18 protein-coding genes and 1 pseudogene are annotated in these 17,207 nt (G+C 55.1%); 5 read left to right on the plus strand and 14 right to left on the minus strand.

All coding sequences use genetic code 11. The annotated features are described in order from the left end of the window. Positions 1–15 precede the first annotated feature (15 nt). On the minus strand, positions 16–588 hold the full coding sequence (locus tag ACTOVJ_RS01265; RefSeq protein WP_449503985.1) for a P27 family phage terminase small subunit: 573 nt from the start codon (positions 586–588) through the stop codon (positions 16–18). A 63-nt stretch (positions 589–651) separates the two neighbouring features. Between ACTOVJ_RS01265 and ACTOVJ_RS01270 the strand changes: the two genes are divergently transcribed. Next, positions 652–1,500 carry an abortive infection family protein gene (locus ACTOVJ_RS01270; protein ID WP_449503984.1) on the plus strand — a complete coding sequence of 283 codons (849 nt, stop codon included), beginning with the start codon at positions 652–654 and terminating at the stop codon, positions 1,498–1,500. A 154-nt stretch (positions 1,501–1,654) separates the two neighbouring features. On the opposite strand, the gene ACTOVJ_RS01275 is transcribed toward ACTOVJ_RS01270, so the two are convergent. From ACTOVJ_RS01275 to ACTOVJ_RS01310, 8 genes and pseudogenes are all read right to left on the minus strand, one after another. Beyond that, positions 1,655–2,485, minus strand: coding sequence for a DUF1963 domain-containing protein (locus ACTOVJ_RS01275; RefSeq protein WP_449503967.1), 831 nt, complete (start codon positions 2,483–2,485; stop codon positions 1,655–1,657). A 42-nt stretch (positions 2,486–2,527) separates the two neighbouring features. Beyond that, entirely contained in the window at positions 2,528–3,670 is a 1,143-nt protein-coding gene (locus ACTOVJ_RS01280; RefSeq protein ID WP_449504603.1) for a hypothetical protein, read from the minus strand. 334 nt (positions 3,671–4,004) lie between these two features. Then, positions 4,005–4,379, minus strand: coding sequence for an HNH endonuclease (locus tag ACTOVJ_RS01285; protein ID WP_449503965.1), 375 nt, complete (start codon positions 4,377–4,379; stop codon positions 4,005–4,007). Between the two features lie 151 nt (positions 4,380–4,530). After that, a complete protein-coding gene (locus ACTOVJ_RS01290) occupies positions 4,531–4,989 on the minus strand; it encodes a hypothetical protein (RefSeq protein WP_449503964.1) in 459 nt (152 codons plus the stop codon). Next, entirely contained in the window at positions 4,980–6,320 is a 1,341-nt protein-coding gene (locus ACTOVJ_RS01295) for an SNF2-related protein (RefSeq protein WP_449503983.1), read from the minus strand. Before ACTOVJ_RS01295 ends, ACTOVJ_RS01290 begins: the two co-directional genes overlap by 10 nt. A 114-nt stretch (positions 6,321–6,434) precedes the next feature. Continuing rightward, a pseudogene (locus ACTOVJ_RS01300) lies at positions 6,435–7,769 on the minus strand (phage/plasmid primase, P4 family); the annotation flags it as partial. Continuing rightward, a complete protein-coding gene (locus ACTOVJ_RS01305; RefSeq protein WP_449503963.1) occupies positions 7,766–8,203 on the minus strand; it encodes a DUF7768 domain-containing protein in 438 nt (145 codons plus the stop codon). The gene ACTOVJ_RS01305 and the pseudogene ACTOVJ_RS01300, both read right to left, overlap by 4 nt. Beyond that, positions 8,200–8,973 (minus strand): phage antirepressor, encoded by a 774-nt coding sequence (locus ACTOVJ_RS01310; protein WP_449501031.1) that lies wholly within the window; start codon positions 8,971–8,973, stop codon positions 8,200–8,202. The genes ACTOVJ_RS01305 and ACTOVJ_RS01310 overlap by 4 nt, the downstream gene beginning before the upstream one ends. Positions 8,974–9,302: 329 nt before the next feature. On the opposite strand from ACTOVJ_RS01310, the gene ACTOVJ_RS01315 reads away from it, so the two are divergent. Further along, entirely contained in the window at positions 9,303–10,220 is a 918-nt protein-coding gene (locus ACTOVJ_RS01315; protein WP_449501032.1) for an Abi family protein, read from the plus strand. Here ACTOVJ_RS01315 and ACTOVJ_RS01320 read toward each other — a convergent pair. The 5 genes from ACTOVJ_RS01320 to ACTOVJ_RS01340 form a co-directional block, all read right to left on the minus strand. Continuing rightward, on the minus strand, positions 10,217–12,094 hold the full coding sequence (locus ACTOVJ_RS01320; protein WP_449503962.1) for a DNA polymerase: 1,878 nt from the start codon (positions 12,092–12,094) through the stop codon (positions 10,217–10,219). The genes ACTOVJ_RS01315 and ACTOVJ_RS01320 overlap by 4 nt on opposite strands. Further along, on the minus strand, positions 12,081–12,494 hold the full coding sequence (locus ACTOVJ_RS01325; RefSeq protein ID WP_449503961.1) for a hypothetical protein: 414 nt from the start codon (positions 12,492–12,494) through the stop codon (positions 12,081–12,083). Before ACTOVJ_RS01325 ends, ACTOVJ_RS01320 begins: the two co-directional genes overlap by 14 nt. Then, positions 12,491–12,736, minus strand: a complete 246-nt coding sequence (locus ACTOVJ_RS01330) for a hypothetical protein (RefSeq protein WP_449503960.1) — start codon at positions 12,734–12,736, stop codon at positions 12,491–12,493. Before ACTOVJ_RS01330 ends, ACTOVJ_RS01325 begins: the two co-directional genes overlap by 4 nt. Before the next feature lie 18 nt (positions 12,737–12,754). After that, positions 12,755–13,432: a sigma factor-like helix-turn-helix DNA-binding protein gene (locus ACTOVJ_RS01335; protein WP_449503959.1), complete on the minus strand. Its 678-nt coding sequence runs from the start codon at positions 13,430–13,432 to the stop codon at positions 12,755–12,757. Between the two features lie 413 nt (positions 13,433–13,845). Then, entirely contained in the window at positions 13,846–14,058 is a 213-nt protein-coding gene (locus tag ACTOVJ_RS01340) for a hypothetical protein (RefSeq protein WP_449503958.1), read from the minus strand. A 106-nt stretch (positions 14,059–14,164) separates the two neighbouring features. On the opposite strand from ACTOVJ_RS01340, the gene ACTOVJ_RS01345 reads away from it, so the two are divergent. The 3 genes from ACTOVJ_RS01345 to ACTOVJ_RS01355 are packed head-to-tail and all read left to right on the plus strand — an operon-like array spanning position 14,165 to position 17,207. Next, positions 14,165–15,019: an NBR1-Ig-like domain-containing protein gene (locus ACTOVJ_RS01345; protein WP_449503957.1), complete on the plus strand. Its 855-nt coding sequence runs from the start codon at positions 14,165–14,167 to the stop codon at positions 15,017–15,019. Then, a complete protein-coding gene (locus ACTOVJ_RS01350) occupies positions 15,019–15,249 on the plus strand; it encodes a helix-turn-helix domain-containing protein (protein WP_449501038.1) in 231 nt (76 codons plus the stop codon). The genes ACTOVJ_RS01345 and ACTOVJ_RS01350 overlap by 1 nt, the downstream gene beginning before the upstream one ends. Continuing rightward, positions 15,249–17,207: a site-specific DNA-methyltransferase gene (locus ACTOVJ_RS01355; RefSeq protein ID WP_449503956.1), complete on the plus strand. Its 1,959-nt coding sequence runs from the start codon at positions 15,249–15,251 to the stop codon at positions 17,205–17,207. The genes ACTOVJ_RS01350 and ACTOVJ_RS01355 overlap by 1 nt, the downstream gene beginning before the upstream one ends.

Consider the following 17,207-nt stretch of genomic DNA (forward strand, 5'->3'; position numbering starts at 1 on the left):
AAAAAAGAGAGGCTGTTAGGAGCGGGCTTTGAGCAGTTGCTCCATCACGTCATCACCAGGCGCGGAGCCAGAAAAGTCAGTGGTACATGTGGCGCGAACGATCTCGTAAATCTCGTACCAATACACATTCGCCTGCTTACCAAACGACTGCGACATGGCAACGAACGGGGACGCGATCGCGGCACCCGTGGTTGGGTGTTTGCCGAGCAGGCCGAACTTGGAGATCGCTTGCTCGCACTGCATATAACGTGCGAACGCCTGCGCATAGGCTTCAATCAAACGCGGGGCCACAAACTGGCTGCATCCCCGTGCCTGCAACCACTCCCAAGTCTCCCGAAACACCAGGTCAGCACCCAGCGGTTTACCATCATGCTGAATCTCCGACAAATAATCCGAGGGTTCGGGCATGGTCTCGCCAGCAAGCACCGCACCGTCCCCAATATCGCTGCCTTCGAAATCAAACGGCGTCTCTAGTGGGTCTTCTAACCGGGTAGCAGTACGCCCAGCTGCGAGCTTCTCATTGAGTGCATCAGGTTTCGCACCAGCTCTGACTCTGCGTCCGCCCCGGTTGGTGCCGTCTTTCGCCACAGTCATACCTCTTCTCGACTCTCGTCCACGATCCGCCCTAAAATTAAACTTGGGGTGATTAGAATGAATGGAATTATTAGTCAACGTACGCGCACCAGTTTTCGCGATCTGACCACAAATTCAACGCTCCGTGAAATTAGAGCCGCATTCGAGGATCAAGGTTTCGCTCCTAGACCCGATCCAACTTTCGAAGATTCAAGCCAACGACGCACGCTAACCAACGAGTACTTCGGGAGCGTGGACTGGAACAGCGCCAGCCATTGCGAGCGCGTCATCAAGGTGATGGAAGATCTCGTCGCCCCGATGGCTCCAGATCAGAATGGCGGTCATACGCTCCCAGTTTGGAGCAAGTTCGTCAGAAGCCTGAAGGACGATGGCTGGATGGTTCAATCGGACGGAACATTTTCCCCTTTGATCGCCCGCGACCGACTCACCCAAATTCGCATCGAGAACATTAACGATGCATCCGCCATCCAAGAACACATTGACAGGCTCCGGCGAAGTCAGAATGACCCCGCAGCAGTGATAGGTGTATCAAAAGAATTGATTGAATCAACAGCCAAGGTAGTTCTCCACGAGCTCGGAATCTCCTTGGACACGAAACTCGAGTTCCCTAAATTAATCAAAATGGTTCAAGTTGAACTCGGCCTTGATGCAGCTTCTACAGGAATAGATTCTGAATCTTCAATTAAGAGGATTCTAGGTGGAGCCGCGAATATCGCTAATGGACTCAATGAGCTTCGCAATGCGGGATATGGCACCGGACATGGACAAGTAACTGCACGAGTAGGTCTCGCCGCACGCCACGCCCGCCTCGCGGTGAATGCCGCCGCCTTGTGGTGCGAACTTGTGCTCGAAACGTATTCAGACCCGCACGCACCTTGGCACACTCGACGATCAAACGCCGATTAATACCCTGTTTTATTCGGGGATTTTGTGCAGGCTGCCCCGCCCGCTGACCTGCCCCGAGGTCGTAGAGATCACTAGGGCTCAGGCTATATATTTTGAGGGATGGGGTGAGTTGCTGTGTTCTCACTCCATCCCTCAAGGGGCGTAAACCGGTAGTTTATTCTGTGCGGATGAAGCACCAGGCTTTTTCAAAATTGGTATTGTTCAGATCGCTTTGTCGGATCCATACTTCCAGGTTTCCAGCGTCTCCAAAGTAGCCGTTGAGGATAGTCCATGACTCGATCGTTGCCAACAGTACATGGGTGTCACCGGCATCTAGTGGGAGATAGTCTTCAAGCATAGCTTCTACCACGGTTTTCCCGTTCCAAGAATCTCCACCGATATGGGTAAACGGTGTCGGATAGTTAGATGTTTTCCCGAACCTTTGTGCTTCCCATGCGCTCTGTAATTCCAGTGAGCAATACTCCCACAGGGCAAAATCGTACCCACCGTCAGGGAGGTCGCTGTATGCGGGGAAAGAAAATGCCGGCATAAGCAGCCCCTGTTGACACACAGTGTCCACTCTCTCTCCGAGTGGCGCCGGCGGGGGCACCAGGTGCAGACCCTTACTTGATTTAACGTGGCGAATCAGCCATCCACCCGTTAACCTGTCGCGAGCCTCGTACCCGTAAGTTTTCAGATCGTGATAGATTTCCACGAACCCGCCGGGAAAATTCAGTGTTTCTCTCCATGAACGGGTAGCCTCAGGATGTAACTTGGCCTCATTAAGACAGAACGTTGCTACGTGCGAGAGCGGATCGCCCTCGCAATCAGTGGGCCAGTCGATTCCAGATATGCCCAGACCGCCGAGCCAAGAAATCCAGGCCCCACTCGTAAAATAATCTTCCAACCCCGAAACGCCTTGCGGGAAAGAGTTTTCCGAAAAAGCAAAACATTGCGTAGGCGTCAGCCAGTCAGCGCCAACGCCTTCCAGCCATTCAATAACCACGTCCCGATTCGCATGTATCGGAATCATTGACTCACCTTCCACTTAAATACTCACTCCGCAATATTTAAGCAAAGCTACTCCGACGCGATGTTGCTTCTCATACGATTGAGTATGCACCCACTGCCGAAGAGTTTGGTTACGGGGAGTAGCAGCGCCAAACTTTCTAATTCCTTTCTTTCCCATCCATGATGAAACACATTTTTGGTGCACTCCAGTCGGGATTTGGACGAGATTGTTCTTATTGTGAATCCATCGTGCATCAAAACCACGTTTCTTAATTGTTGACTGCTCAACAATATGATGCCATTGATATCCCGATTTAACGCCGTGTGCTTTTTTGAATGCCTGAAAGGTCTTATATCCTCCAGATATCGTTGCTCTAGCTCCAACGCGAATTGTTTGAGCCACAAACGCCCGTACCACGTGAGGTGCAAGTACACGAGCCAGACCAACTAGCGCAACTCCAACTAAGGGTAAAGGATCAGCTATTACCGGAAATAACGCAGAAGTGGTATCTACCCGCTGAACTAGATTATCGCCGCTTACTTCAAGAGTTGTCGGTAGCTGTTTTCCTGCGGAGTCCACAGCCCACGGCGGAGCGAACACTCCTACCAACACACTCCCTTTTGGCAGCTCAAAATCATCAATTGGTTGTTCTGCCACATTGTCAACGGAATATGCAAAATCTTTAGGCAAATTCTCCGATAAAAGTCTTGCTGATTCAGTTTCATCAAGTTGAGAATCATATAAATTTACATGAGCTAAAATGCCTACAGTATCATCGCTGAACTTATGTAACCAATGTCCATCAGGCAAAGATGCCTGATAAACATAGTCATGCTCAATTGCATCTGAATAAGACTCGTCAGCTATAGTCATTAGTCGAAGAGAATCGCCTGGAAGCTCTTGAAGCACGTGTTTTACGCCAGTATTCTCGCTTTCAATAATTGATAGTTCTGACGATTTAAAAGTTATTTCACCACTGTTGACTAACTTGAGCGAAAAATCGATACCTGTTGTTTGCGTTAAGTCAACTTCTGCATCTTGAGATACTTCATTTATCGATATAGCACTATCAAAAGTATCCTTATCAATTTCATGTAGCTTTTCTGAAGGATCAATTCCTGTATCTCTTACTGCCCGATCAATAACTGTTTGAACATCATCGGCAGTCAAGTCAGACACACTGACTGCTTCAAAGTTATCAGATCTTGCGACGCCTCCAGAGAAAATAGTCAGAAAAAGGGCTAAGGCAGTGCTACATCCAATAGAGGATTTCAGTAGACGATTCCTAAAGTTATGCATAAGCATTCCTGTCGTGTTGGGTATTGATTTACCGCGCGGCAGAGTCACCAGCAGATGAACACATCCTAGTTAGGCAAGCAATGCAGAACGTAGCTAGATTATACATCCATCTCTCTCACCACCTGTCATACCCGAAAATGACAGCATGCATATGACAAAGCTTTCGCAACACCTCTGTAACTAACGCGTTTACTTCCCCGCAGATACGATGTCATTACACATACACTCTCAGGCCACGTCTCCATCTGTCGTCATTGAGCGCGCTCTGTCTGGAGTGGCAGGGCTTGCACAGGCTTCTGAGGTTGTCTAAGTCGTGGGTGCCGCCGTGCTCAAGCGGCAGCACGTGGTGAACCTCTTGGACGGGCGTGTACCTGCCTTGCTTGAGGCAGTCTTCGCAGAGCGGATGGTCGGCGACGTAGGCGGCACGAATCTTGCGCCAACGCGCGCCGTAGCGGCGGTTGATCTTTGGATCACGCTGGTACTTGCGATACTGGGCGTCCTCAGCTTTCGCGTGCTGCTCACAAAAACGGTCGTGGGTGAGCTCAGGGCAACCAGGATAGGAGCATGGGGAGGCTGGTTTGACTGGCATCGCTGGCTCCTTTCTCGGACATGGTGAAGCCCCAAGTTCCCGTGTGGGTTATTGGGGCTTGTCCTACTTTTCAACCACCTACATCATCTCAAAGGAAACGGGGCAAATGCATCCGCCATTCCTGACACCTTTTGGCGCAAGGGTGCAAAACCTACAACCGCCCATACAGTGCAGTCGCAAGACGAGCCAGCGCGCGGGACTTCTTTTGGTAGGCGGTCGTGCGCTCGACGTAGAAGTGGTTACAGACCTGCTGCACCGCATCATCCTGGGTGCCCTCGCCGAGGAAGAACGCCTCCAACACCAGACGATCGTCCTCAGAGATGATTTCCCATGCGGGCAAGAACCAGTCCATGTACTGACGTGCCTCCGCATACCGAACCTTGTAAGCGTCGATACGCTCGATCGTGGCAACGATCCGATTCTCTGAAGCATGCAGATCACCCGAGGGCGGTGTGCCATCTATACGTGGAGATGCTGGGCTGGCTGCATCAGCATAGGCGGTTTTGATGGCGTCGTCGGTAGTGTCAATGATTTGCTCCATGACAGCGTAATCCTGCAACGCCGCAATCGCGGCCTTACGAGTGTCGAGGTATTTCGTCATCACATGCATGAGCGTGTCCTTTCAGTGGTTGTGTGGATTTCGTGTGCGACCGCGTCGATCAACGCAGCCTGCGTAGCATCTTTCGTATCAAGGGCTTTGAGCACGGCTTCATCGAGCGTCCCTTCAGCGACCAGGTGCGTGATCGTGACCGGCTCTAACTGTCCTTGCCGGTAGAGCCGAGCATTCGTCTGCTGGTAAAGCTCCAAAGACCAGGTGAGCGAGAACCACACCAACAGATGCCCACCGCTCTGGAGGTTCAGCCCGTGACCAGCGCTTGCGGGGTGAATCATCCCGAACGTGATCTCGCCTCTGTTCCACGCCTCGATATCAGCGCTCGTTTTGAGTTCGCGAGCCTGCGGGAATCGCGCGGTGATGCGCTCACGGTCATGAGCAAACCAATACGCCACCAACAACGGAGACCCGTTGGCTGCCTCAACAAGGTCTTCGAGAGCGCCAAGCTTCCGATCATGCACAGAAGCCCAGTCGCCATCGCCGGTATAGATCGCGCCCGACGCTAACTGCAGCAACTTGCCCGACAACGCAGCAGCATTCGCTGCATCAATCGTCGCCCCATCAAGGTCGAGGACGAGATCAGCTTTGAGTTGCTCGTAGACCTTGCGCTCTTTCGGCTCCAACTTCACAGGCATCGTCGTGACCGTCAATTCCGGTAATTGCAGATGGTCAGTGGTTCGCATCGACAACGTCATGTCACCAATCGCCCCATAGATCTCATCCTCAGCACCCACGCGTGGCTTATAGGTGAACACCTGCATGCCGCCCCGCTTATCGGGCACGAACCAGCACTCGCGATAACGAGTGATAAACCTGCCCAAACGCTCGCCGCCGTCGAGGAGCCGGAATTGCGCCCACACGTCCATGAGCCCGTTGGATGCGGGCGTGCCGGTGAGCCCGACCCAGCGCTTGACGTAGGGGCGCATTTTCACCAGCGCTGTGAACCGCTTCGCCCGATGGTTCTTGAAGCTCGAGAGTTCGTCGATGACGACCATGTCGAACGGCCAGCTACCCCCGAGTTGGTTCACCAACCATGGGATGTTTTCTCGGTTGATGATGGTCACCATCGCAGACGTCGCAAGAACCTCCAGCCGGTCTTGCTTGGTTCCGACAGCGACGGCGACGGTGAGCCCGTCAAGGTGATCCCACTTCGCCACTTCGGCGGGCCAGGTATCGCGTGCAACACGCAATGGCGCGACCACCAATACGCGGCTGACGGCGAAGTAGTCGAGCATGAGCTGCCAGATCGCCGTCAACGTGATCACCGATTTGCCGTTGTTCCCATCCCCGTAAGCAATGATGAGGGCTTCGATGAGGACTTTCCCGATCGCTGCTAGCCCGCACACCCGCTGAACATAACTGATTAGTTCTTGGTCGCCGCCGAAAGTCAGCTTGAGGGAATCACGCCAGACCTGCGCGCCGATATCGTTAGGGTCGGTGGCGGTTTGCTTGGTCAACATGTCCGCAGGGTCATGATCACGCTTACTCCCGTCGCGCAGGTCGAACGTCTCCGAGGGCGTGTTGAGCAGATAAGCGTCAGCGTCCAATACTTCTGGGTTGATGAGCGCGAGGGGCCTTGCTTGGCGCATGACTGCTTGGATGGTGCGGTCGGAGCGGCATTTGTAGATGAACTTTTGCCACTCTTGTGCCGCGACCATTTCCCGATACACTCGTGCCTGCTCAGGGCTGAACATGCCCAGCGCTTTGGTTTTCGTCATGGCCACGAGCATCCCGGTCACGCCGAGCTCGCTGGCGCGCTGGCTGATGGCTTCCAGTTCGGCGTCGACTTGCTCTAACTGGCGGGTGGTGAGTTCTTGGACGACGTGTTGAACTTTAGGTTCGTTTTCCTCCCACACCCCGCCTTCGTAAACCATCCACGCCGTGGCAGGCGAATAACAAATCCGGTTCGCATACTCACTAGCAAGCACCATAGCTTGCCCGACGTCGGTGAAGTCCTCCGGGCTCAGGCTCGTCAGCTGTGCGTAGGCTTCTGGCGGCAAGTAGTCAGGGTTAGCGGCGACCTTCGAAGCGAACCTGCACGCCGAGTTCCAAATCGTCGTCAATTCCGAATCGCTCAATGGCGGCTCGCACAGTGATGCTTTGCAGTCGAACAGGTCGCGGGCTTGGTCAGTATCGCCGTAGCGGATGAGGATCCGCCCGGCGAAGCGCGAGAGCGTGGCGTTGCGAGAGCCTTCACCGATCACGAGAGTGCTCTGGTCGAAGGCAGCGAACACGTCGATCTCGTCAGCATCGTCCAACCAGGTATCGAGGAGCTGGTCGCCTTCATGCACCGTGACTAGCGGGTTAGGGGTTCCGTAGATGAACCTGCCTGCATCGAGAGCGTTGCAGTCAAAGAACACGAAACGGCTAGCGAGGCGATGCTTCAGCCCCGCATAGTCGTCGGCGTCCTTGATCGTGTGGATTGGGAAGTAGACGTGGAAACGCGGCCTCGCAGACAACACACCCTTCGCCTTCAAATGGTTACGAGACGTGGCGGTCATAAACTCCACACCCGCCATCACCTCACTCAAACGTTCTGGTGTGATCCACTCGGTTTGGGTTTCACTGTGGTCGTTATCGATATCCATCACCACACAATCCGAGACCATGAACGCGGCGCTGGAGCGGCGATCATTCACATAGGCAGCTGCCACATGATCAAAACCCACGACCGCTCTCAGCGAAGCCGCGTCCGTGACGGTGTGCTTGTTCGGGTAGTGGTTATTGTTCTGCACGCCTGTAACCGTGGCGGTGAACAAAGTCATCGGCGTGGTCATGGGGTGACCTCCTCAAAATTATGGTCGAAATACTTGATGGGTAGGTCGAGGTCTCGCGCCCATCCGATCTCTAGGCGCATACCAGGAGAAACATGTCCGACGTATACCCACAGCGCTTCACACTTGGCGAGCAGCACCCGGTTGAAAAACATCGCCAGTTCTCGCTGATCAGGGTTCGCGTCATCCATGAACTGGGGATAGTGCAGGTGTGGGGCGAACGGGATCTTGCCCGCGCTTACTGCAAATCCACAGAACTGGCGGGCGAGCTCCACGTTCGCCTCCGTGTCACCTGAGTAAGGCGAACAGATATAGACGAGTGGACGGTAGCCGAACAGTTCGCGCTGCAGTTTCTTGAGCGCGTGGTAGCTGGTTAGGTCCAGATAGCCTTCGGTGTTCTTCTTCGAAAAACCAATATCAAGAATCGCGCTGTTCATGCTTGCACCTGCCCCTCACGCTCAATCACCGGCAGGATACCGAGCTGGTTCTTCAAAAGGTCGTAGATGAACAAGCGTCCCTTTTGCGTCCAGTACATGTGGGTGCGGGTCTGACCTTCGCCGTATTCGTGAGTCTTAGACTGGGTATATCCCTGCTCAGCGTATTTCGCGTAAAGGAACCAGCGACCCGACTGATGGAACTGCACGTGAGCATCACGCAGGATCCGGTTGAGCTTCTTCGCGGAAAGTCCGTAGTCCTTCGCAATCGCCGTCGTCGTCAACAACGAATCGGACTGCAACACAACGTCGTAATACGAGACTTTCGGTGCTGCCTCAAGCAAGGCTTGCTCAGCAGCTAGGCGTTTTACTCGCTCGGCACGCAGCGTGACGATGGCATGCTCAAGGAACTCATCATCAGCGAGGAGTTCATCGTATGCATACATGCCGTGACGGCGAATCGTCGGCAAAACCTCATCGAATACCCAAGCTTCGAACTTCTGCGCCGCCGAGAGCTTTGAGGAGATGATCAGGCGGTAGAGGTCACCTTCGGTAATAAAGGTGGCTTCTTGTTCGCGTCCCATGGCGTCGACGATGGGGTAACGTTTTAGACCCCCATCGGCGCGAGCATGATCGCGTACTGCCTTGCTGGGATTGGCATACCCGAGCGCGGTAGCGACGTCCTTACCGCAGAAAAGGATCTGGCCATCAGTGGTGATGGTGCGGATAGCTCCGAATACGTTGTTAGTGAATGTTTGAATGTTCTTGCCCATAACTAGGCTCCTGTTCTGAGAGCCAAATAGACGAAAGATGCACCGGCTGGCGCGAAAAGCTCTCAGTAGAAGGCCGCAAACCCGCATAAAGTTAACCCCCTAGGCGGGTTTGTGGTCACTGAGCTTTGGGGCTCTCGCACATACGCCCCTAAGCCCCACCCAATCCGGACGGGTCATAGAAGAAATTAGGGTGCTCTGTATGGAAGAACTATCAATCTCTCTTGCTTCAGCGGCGCCGGCGCGGTAGCCTTATAGACAACATGACCGGTTCCGCTGCCCGCTTCGGTGGGAGTCCAGGGCCGGTCTTCGCTTTAGACAAAGGTGTGTGCGTGGAACAGATGAAGCAGTTCAATACCTACAAGGAGCAGGTCGAATTGCTTCGCCAGCGTGGGATGCAAATTGATAACTCGGAGCACGCCGAGAAGTTGTTAGCGCAGCTGAATTACTACCGTTTGTCTGGATATTGGTATCCGATGCGCCGGTTTTCCCCGCAAGACGGCATTGCCAAAGATGAATTTGTTGACGGAGCATCATTCGATTTAGTGGTGGCACTGTACGAGTTCGACGAACGATTACGCCACAGCGTATTCATTGAGCTTGACCGTGTGGAATTGGCAATTCGGACCAGACTCGGTCATGAACTAGGCCGCCTTGATCCGCTGATTTATCTGGATCCGCAGCGTTTAGGAGCTCGCGCAAGTCAGCGAGGCAAGGATGGACGCAGTGTGCACGAGGTGTGGATAGGAAAGTATCAATCGGCGCTGAAAGCGTCGAAGGAGGATTTCGTCGCCCATCATAATTCCAAATATGGAGGGACTTTGCCGATCTGGGCAGCCGTTGAAGTCATGGATTGGGGAATGTTGTCCTACCTGTATGGCATGTCTCCTAATATTGTGCGTAAACGGATTGCCGAGCCGTGTGGGCTCACTGGACCCCAGCTAGAGTCATGGCTGAAATCCTTAAATATCCTGCGTAACTACGCGGCTCACCACGCGAGAATGTTCAACCGCGTCTACGACATCAAGCCCAAACTGAACAACGATCCAAAGCTGACTCCAGTGGCTAACAGAATGAACCGCGTATTCGGTCAACTCTCGATGATCCAGTATTTACATCACCAACTGGGCTTGTCCCAAGCTGACCGATTAACACAGTTGTTCAACACCTATCCACACAATCCCATTGTTCCACTCTCTCGCACTGGAGCTCCCGAGAACTGGCAAGGACTAGCGCTCTGGGTTCCCTAGTCCTTACGGTAATAGTCACACCCATACCCGTCCGCGTCCAACGGCAGGCCTTTTGCCCATACTGGGAGGGTCGACATGAGAGCACATGCATCGTCGACGGTAAAGCCCGAATCTGCGGGTTCGTCGATGACGATCTCGTCGTGAACATGCATCACAATCTTGTGCCCAGCCTCGGCGACGGCGTGCATACCAGTGACAAGCAGATCACGAGCGATCGCCTGCACGATATTCTCGACAAGCTTCCCACCGTAGGTTTCTAACTGTCCCCAGCGACGTGCTGTAGTGGTGCCGGTGTAGGTGATGGATGTGCCACCCCACTTGTTTTCACCCAAGCGGGGTTGCACATACGCCAACCGTCTACCCGAGGGCAGCTCAATAAACAAGATTCCGGCTTCGATGCTAAAGCGCAGGTTGCGTAGCCGTATTGGTTGACGTGACGTGATCGCGGCGATCGCGGCTTCTTCAACGTCGGCCCAGAGCCCAACGATATGTGGGTTAGCTTGCCGCCAGGCATCGACGATCGGTTTGAGCTCGTGTTCGGCGAGTCCCATGGTGAGGGCTCCCATGGCTTTAAGCGCACCGACGGAACCGCCATAGCCACAGGCGAGCACAGCGATCTTCCCCTTCTGCCGAAGCTCGCTATTAATGCCGTGCTTTTCGACTGGGACGCCGAACATACGCGACGCGGTCTCGCAGTAGAGGTCTTTGCCTTCACGGAAGGGGGCCAGGGTGGTTGTTTCTCCGGCGAGCCAGGCGATAACGCGTGCCTCTATTGCGGAAAAGTCCGCAACGATAAACCTGTGGCCTGTGCTGGGGATGAATGCGGTGCGGATGAGTTGGCTGAGGGTGTCGGGCACGGACTCGTAGAGCAGCTCAAGTGCGTCGAAGTTGCCTGTTCTGACGAGCGTGCGTGGTTGGTCGAGATCTGTCAGGTAATTCCTTGGCAGGTTTTGGACTTGAACGAGGCGTCCGGCGAAGCGTCCGGTACGCCCTGCCACGAGCTTGAACCCTTCAAAGACCACTCCCTGGTTGACCGCTTTCGACAGCGCGTAGGCTTCCACGTCGGATGCCCAGGTTTTGAGCTGCGGAATCCTCGTGAGTACGTCGGCGATCTCTGTATCGCTAAGTTCTGCTGGTGGAGCGAACTCCAACCTGGCAAGTTGAAGGTTGGCTTCAGCTCGTGCCCGGCAGGTGGGTGCGATCTTGCAAAACTGGCACCACGACCCAGAACAAAACTCACCCTCGCCAGCGGCGGCAAGCTCCGCCTTCAGCTTCACCTCAGTCTCAGCCCACTGTTGGAGCTCGGCGACAGAAATTTCCCACGTGTCGACATTCGCCCGGCGTGGCTGATAGATCGTCACCGAAACCGTCTCGATGTCATACAGGCTCCCGAAGGTGTGGAGTGCTCCGAGCGCATAGAGCATCAGCTGGGGATTGCGCTCGGCCTCAACGAGGACGCCTTGCCCGTATTTGAGATCAATGATCTGCAAGGTGGGTTCGGCGATGATCACGCAATCCCCAGTGCCAAAACCTCCGGGCACGATGTGGGAGAAGTCCAGGCGTTGCTCGATCAGCACCTGCGGATCACCACAGGTCTCCTGGGCGATGGAGATGTGTTCCTGCACGAAGGCGACGTAGTCGTCAGTCAAGGTTTCCATCTCGTCATCAATCCAGGCCGATTCGGGCTTGAAGCCGGGTGCCTGGTGGAGGGTTCGGCGTAGTTTCCATTCGGCGAGGGCGTGTGCGACGGTGCCCTGCTCGGCAGCCGCCGACGTCGACTCCGGCTCACCGGACTCCAGACGCGCCGACGGCGGACAGTTAAGCCACCTGTGAGCACCAGAAGCAGAGAGCAGAGCGTGATCAGACGATGCCATCAGCAATCCGTTTCGCCTGTTCAAACAGCCAGCCGAACTTTGCTGGATCCACCGCCGAGAGCCTGTCCGCACCAGCCTCGACGATCAGCTCACGCGCCTTCGCCGTATAACCTTGCGCTGAAAGCTGTGCGAGCACGCTGCGCACATCCGCAAGCGTCACACTTGGTTCAGGCTCCGTAACCGGAGATGCGACTGATGCTTCTTCATGCTTTTGGGAACGAGCAGGTTCTGCTGTTCCGACGAGCCGTGCAGCCGGTATCGGGCGGTCACCGATCATTCCCGCATGGTCTTCAACCTGCTCATACCAGTCATCCTCAAGCGCTTGCGCCTGCTCGCACGCATAGGCGGCAGCTTGGTTCCATGCACTAATCAACTGGTTACGAGTCTGAGCATCAATCATCGCCCTTCACCTCCCGCACCCTCATCAAGCGCGGCAGCCAGGGCCATGAGGTCGTCATCGGTGTTTTCAGTGATGTCGATCTGCTTGACCGAATCACCAGGAAAAAGAATCATGACTTTGCGCGGGGTACCAAGCAGCAGACGCATGAACCGTTCACGCATCCTCACGTTTTTAGTCGCGACGATTCCTGGATCGTCAGGGATACGCCGGGCAATATGAAGCTTGAGACTATGTCGAGCCATCGGGCTTACCTTTCTTCCTCATTTATGGGAGTAGCCCGGTTGGCTTCTCCCTTTCACCCCACTGCCGACACCACCGAAAGTGTTAAATCGGGCATCCTCAACCGCCTGTCGAATCATCGGTTTCGCCTCTGCCACCAGCTGCGATACCCGAGCACGGGTCAATCCCATATTGCGTGCCACCTGCGCCTGATTGAGCTTGTCGGTTGCAAGCAGACGAGTCATCACCTCACGATGTTGGGGATCTAAACCAGCGATGACGTCACGCATCACCTTGAGCTCACGGGCACGCTGGACGCTGTTCTCACGTTCGATGACTTGGTCTTCAGCGCTGATACCCGGCGAAGCAGGGTCAAGGTCGATGTCGAGCATCTGCTCATACGAAAACGGTGCGTTGTTCGGTAGACGGCATCCACGTCGAGGACCACACCCAGCCCCGCACGTGCATTTCTTCTTACCCTTGCCGCGATCGGCGCGAACCGCTTTATGTGTGGCTGCTTCTTCTGCGTTCCACAACTCGTCGAGAATCTTCTGTGCCGTGCGCGGCTTAACCTGGTCGAGCGGAACACCAGTTTCGGCGGCGCGTTGCTGGCGGTCGGTTGCGATCACGAGAGCGAACTCGCCAGGGTCAATGTCGAAAGTGTCGGTGATGGACTCGTTCTTGTTGTTGTCTGCTTCGTGCTTGAAGGTGACCTTCATCAAAGGATCTCCATTTCTCCGGGAATCCCGGTGATTTGGAGACCTGATCTGTTTGGCTCAGATCACTGGTGAGAACTGCTAGGAAGACGACAAAGGCGAGCCACCCCACCCGTCCCTCAGCAAAGAGGGGTTGGGTGGGGTGACCCGCCGAGCGCTCTCAGAGCAGGTCTCACTAGTGAATAAAGTTGTCTACAACCACAGCCAGCACTCGCCGTGGAGGTCGCCCACCCGCCAGATGAGCTCCCGAACAATCACGTTCAGGCTTGGAGAACGTCAGTGCCGGTGGCCACCAGCGCTACCGTCTCCACTGCTTGGCGCGAGAAGCACTCACACCAGAGCAGGAGTGGTTGGGGCTACTTGCCGCGCTTGGACGGCTTGGCTTGCGCCAACGCCGAGGCGGCAACGGACTTGGTTCACGCCGAAGAACGGCCATCGCGCAGCACAGCTGATGCCTTGCGTGCCACAGCACGCGATGTCTGCTTGCGGTTCTTACCCATGTGCTTCACCTCCTTCGCCACGATCCAGGCACTCACCACCAGTTGGTGCGTGTTCATGAGCGTTCGCGCGAGTCGGCGTGCGATAATGAGATGACAGTTGCTCGTCTCGTCGGCTCGTGTTTTGCTCACATACTCATCAAACGCTGTGGTTTTGGGACTTCAGATCGGTGAGGGAAGCAAAAACTGGGACTTCTGGGACTAGTTTTGGGACTCGGCATAGAGGAGCGTGACACATATGGGTTTGCCTAAGTTTTGTCGCGCTGTTTACAAGCGGAAGAGTCCCATCACTAACCAGGCAAAATTCGTCCAAGCCGTATTCCAACACGCTGGCAGTGCAGAGCGGTTAGACGACGAGTACGCACGCAAGATCTTTACCGGGGCAAAACCGATCTCCGAACCCCAATACGAGTCATTTCCTGCACCGGTGAGCAAGAAATCGTTGCATGATTTCCTTCTTAGCCACTTGACGCCCCTCCCAAGCACGAAGCGCACATTGGGTGACCGTTGCCAAGAAGTCGGCAAAGACGCAGGACTGCCCTCAACCCTCGCTATTGAGCCAGAAGCATTCATTTGGGCACTTACGGATTGGTTTGATGCGATCATTCATGATTCAGACCATTGCGATGTCCTCGAACGCTACTACCGACTTCGCCTTGAAGGCCAGGAACCAGAAGAAATAAACCCCGCGCCGCAGCCGCTCTATCAAGGAGATCGCGTCGACGTGACGGAACCGCCCGCACTGCAAAAACACAAGCCAGGATTTTGGGACGAGTTCACTCACACCTGGACAATGCGCAACGTGGGCACCATCAACTGGACTGGTCGTACACTTGTCTGTACGAATCCGACAGACCCGCGAATACGACCCGTCGGCACCACGCAAATCAGCATTCCTGACAGCCCACCGGCGATAGGAAAGTTCATCAAGATTTCTTGCACGTTTCTGGCGCAAGGCTACGAAGGAGCAGCTTCAAGCCACTGGGAAATGCGCAACCAGGAAGGCGAGAACTGCTTCCCTCGTGAAGGCACGACCTTCAATGTCGTCGCCACAGTTATTAACCCGAATCTTCACTCGATAAGGCAGGGATGATGAGCGAAGCTGAATTAGAAAACTGGGTCACTATGAAAGAAGCGCAAGCCCACCTCGGGGTGCGCCGGGAGACCATCACGAAATGGATCGCGACCCACAATCTTCCCGCCTACAAAGTCGGCAGGGTCTGGAAGTTCAAACTCTCAGAAATCGACGAATGGGTCCGCACCGGTCAAGCCGCAGAAGAACCACATCCCAACAACACTCACGAGCCTAAGGAGGAACGCTAATGCCAGAACTGAACTGGGTCGGCAAAGACAAGGTGATCACCCACCATCTCGACGTTCCCTACCGCGTCCTTGACCGCCAATACTCCTATGACGAGCACGGCCACCAAGATGCGGACAACGGCTCCCAGAACATGATTATTCATGGTGACAACCTCGAGGCCCTCAAAGCGCTCCTGCCGCGCTATGAAGGAAAAGTCGACTGTATCTACATCGATCCTCCCTATAACACAGGCAACGAAGGCTGGATCTACAACGACGCCGTCAACGACCCACGAATCAAGAAATGGCTCGGTGAAGTCGTCGGCAAAGAAGGCGAAGACCTCTCGCGCCACGACAAATGGCTATGCATGATGTATCCGCGCTTACGCCTGCTACAGCGGTTGCTTGCGCCAACCGGTGCTATCTTCATTTCGATCGACGACAACGAGGCCGCGCATCTGAAATCGATCTGCGACGAGATCTTCGGGGCACATTGCTTCGTTGCCGACATCTCGTGGCAGCGCACGTATTCGACCCGCAACGACTCCAAGGGAATCCCTGCCGAGGTCGAGCATGTGCTCGTGTTCTCCAAACAGCCGGGATGGAACCCTAACAAGCTCGAACGCACTGCGGATATGGACGACAAGTACAGCAATCCTGACGGCGACAGGACTGCTTGGACGAGCTCCGACGCGTTTGCTCCAGGGGCCGCCACCCACCAAGGCATGGTTTACGCGATTCAGCATCCTTTCACAGGAGCAATGATTTATCCAGGCACTGGGAATTGCTGGCGTTATGAGCAACCAGAGATGTTCCGCATATTCTCGGGATGGACCGACTACGAGCTGAAAGACCTCGATGATGCCGCAGAACGCGCACGCGTATGCGGCGTTCCCGCCGACGAAGTGAAGCCCGGCGTTTTGGGCCTCGCGCTGGCAAAACCCCTGGAGGAAGCGCAGGCCGATGCACGCGCGGTGTACGAGCGCGGGCAATGGCCGCGTTTCTACTTCACCAAAGGAGGCGAAGGCGGCGTGCGTCGCAAGACGTACCTCGATAGCGTGGGCGGGCTTCTGCCGACGAACTTCTGGCCTTACGACGTCGCAGGCCACACCGACGAGGCGAAAAAGGAAATCCGCGCGATCTTCGACGGCCGGGTGGCGTTCGACACCCCGAAGCCGACCCGGCTCATCGAACGGATCTTGAAGATCGCGACCAAACCGGGCGATATCGTCTTGGACTCGTTCGCGGGATCGGGCACCACGGGCCACGCCGTGCTCGACCTCAACAAGGCCGATAAGGGCGACCGGACGTTCATCCTCGTGGAATTGGGCGATTACGCCGACTCGGTGACCGCCGAGCGCATCCGCCGCGCGATCGCCGGTTATAAGGACGAATCGGAAGAGACGATCACGCTCTACGAGCATAAACTCACGGTGGCTGCGATGAAGCAGGCCGATGCTCTGCTAGCCGAGGCAACCAAAATCTATGAAGAGGCTCAAGACAAGTACACCAAGGTCTCCCGCCCGAAGATCGTCACGAAGGTGACAGGCAAATCGGGTAGCTCCTACCTGCAAGTCGTCGCCACCCGATCGCACGACCATGACGTTTCGGGCACGGGGGGATCGTTCTCGTTCTACGAGCTTGGCGCGCCGCTGCTTGTCGATGGCGATTTGAATCCCGATATTCCTGTTGAGAGGGTCCGCGAGTACGTGTGGTTCACCGAAACGGGGCGGCCGTTCTCGAATCCGACCAGTGCTCATCCGTATTTCCTGGGTCGGTATGAGGATGCGTCGTTGTTTTTCGTGTTCGAGCCGGATCGTGTGACGAGTTTGGATCGTGGCTATCTGGCTTCGATCCCTCCTGAGTGTGCGGCTAGTTCGTATGTGATTTATGCCGACACGTGTTTGTTGTCGGAGGATGAGCTGCGCTCGTTGAATATCACGTTCAAGAAGATCCCTCGGGATATTACCCGTCTCTAA

The organism is Arcanobacterium sp. (ex Cirak et al. 2026) (assembly GCF_053585065.1).

Coding starts and splice junctions, on each gene's coding strand:
- ACTOVJ_RS01270 (WP_449503984.1), top strand. CDS start 652: ATGAATGGAATTATTAGTCAACGTACGCGCACCAGTTTTCGCGATCTG.
- ACTOVJ_RS01285 (WP_449503965.1), bottom strand. CDS start 4,379: ATGCCAGTCAAACCAGCCTCCCCATGCTCCTATCCTGGTTGCCCTGAG.
- ACTOVJ_RS01290 (WP_449503964.1), bottom strand. CDS start 4,989: ATGCATGTGATGACGAAATACCTCGACACTCGTAAGGCCGCGATTGCG.
- ACTOVJ_RS01305 (WP_449503963.1), bottom strand. CDS start 8,203: ATGAACAGCGCGATTCTTGATATTGGTTTTTCGAAGAAGAACACCGAA.
- ACTOVJ_RS01310 (WP_449501031.1), bottom strand. CDS start 8,973: ATGGGCAAGAACATTCAAACATTCACTAACAACGTATTCGGAGCTATC.
- ACTOVJ_RS01320 (WP_449503962.1), bottom strand. CDS start 12,094: ATGGCATCGTCTGATCACGCTCTGCTCTCTGCTTCTGGTGCTCACAGG.
- ACTOVJ_RS01325 (WP_449503961.1), bottom strand. CDS start 12,494: ATGATTGATGCTCAGACTCGTAACCAGTTGATTAGTGCATGGAACCAA.
- ACTOVJ_RS01330 (WP_449503960.1), bottom strand. CDS start 12,736: ATGGCTCGACATAGTCTCAAGCTTCATATTGCCCGGCGTATCCCTGAC.
- ACTOVJ_RS01335 (WP_449503959.1), bottom strand. CDS start 13,432: ATGAAGGTCACCTTCAAGCACGAAGCAGACAACAACAAGAACGAGTCC.
- ACTOVJ_RS01345 (WP_449503957.1), top strand. CDS start 14,165: ATGGGTTTGCCTAAGTTTTGTCGCGCTGTTTACAAGCGGAAGAGTCCC.
- ACTOVJ_RS01350 (WP_449501038.1), top strand. CDS start 15,019: ATGAGCGAAGCTGAATTAGAAAACTGGGTCACTATGAAAGAAGCGCAA.
- ACTOVJ_RS01355 (WP_449503956.1), top strand. CDS start 15,249: ATGCCAGAACTGAACTGGGTCGGCAAAGACAAGGTGATCACCCACCAT.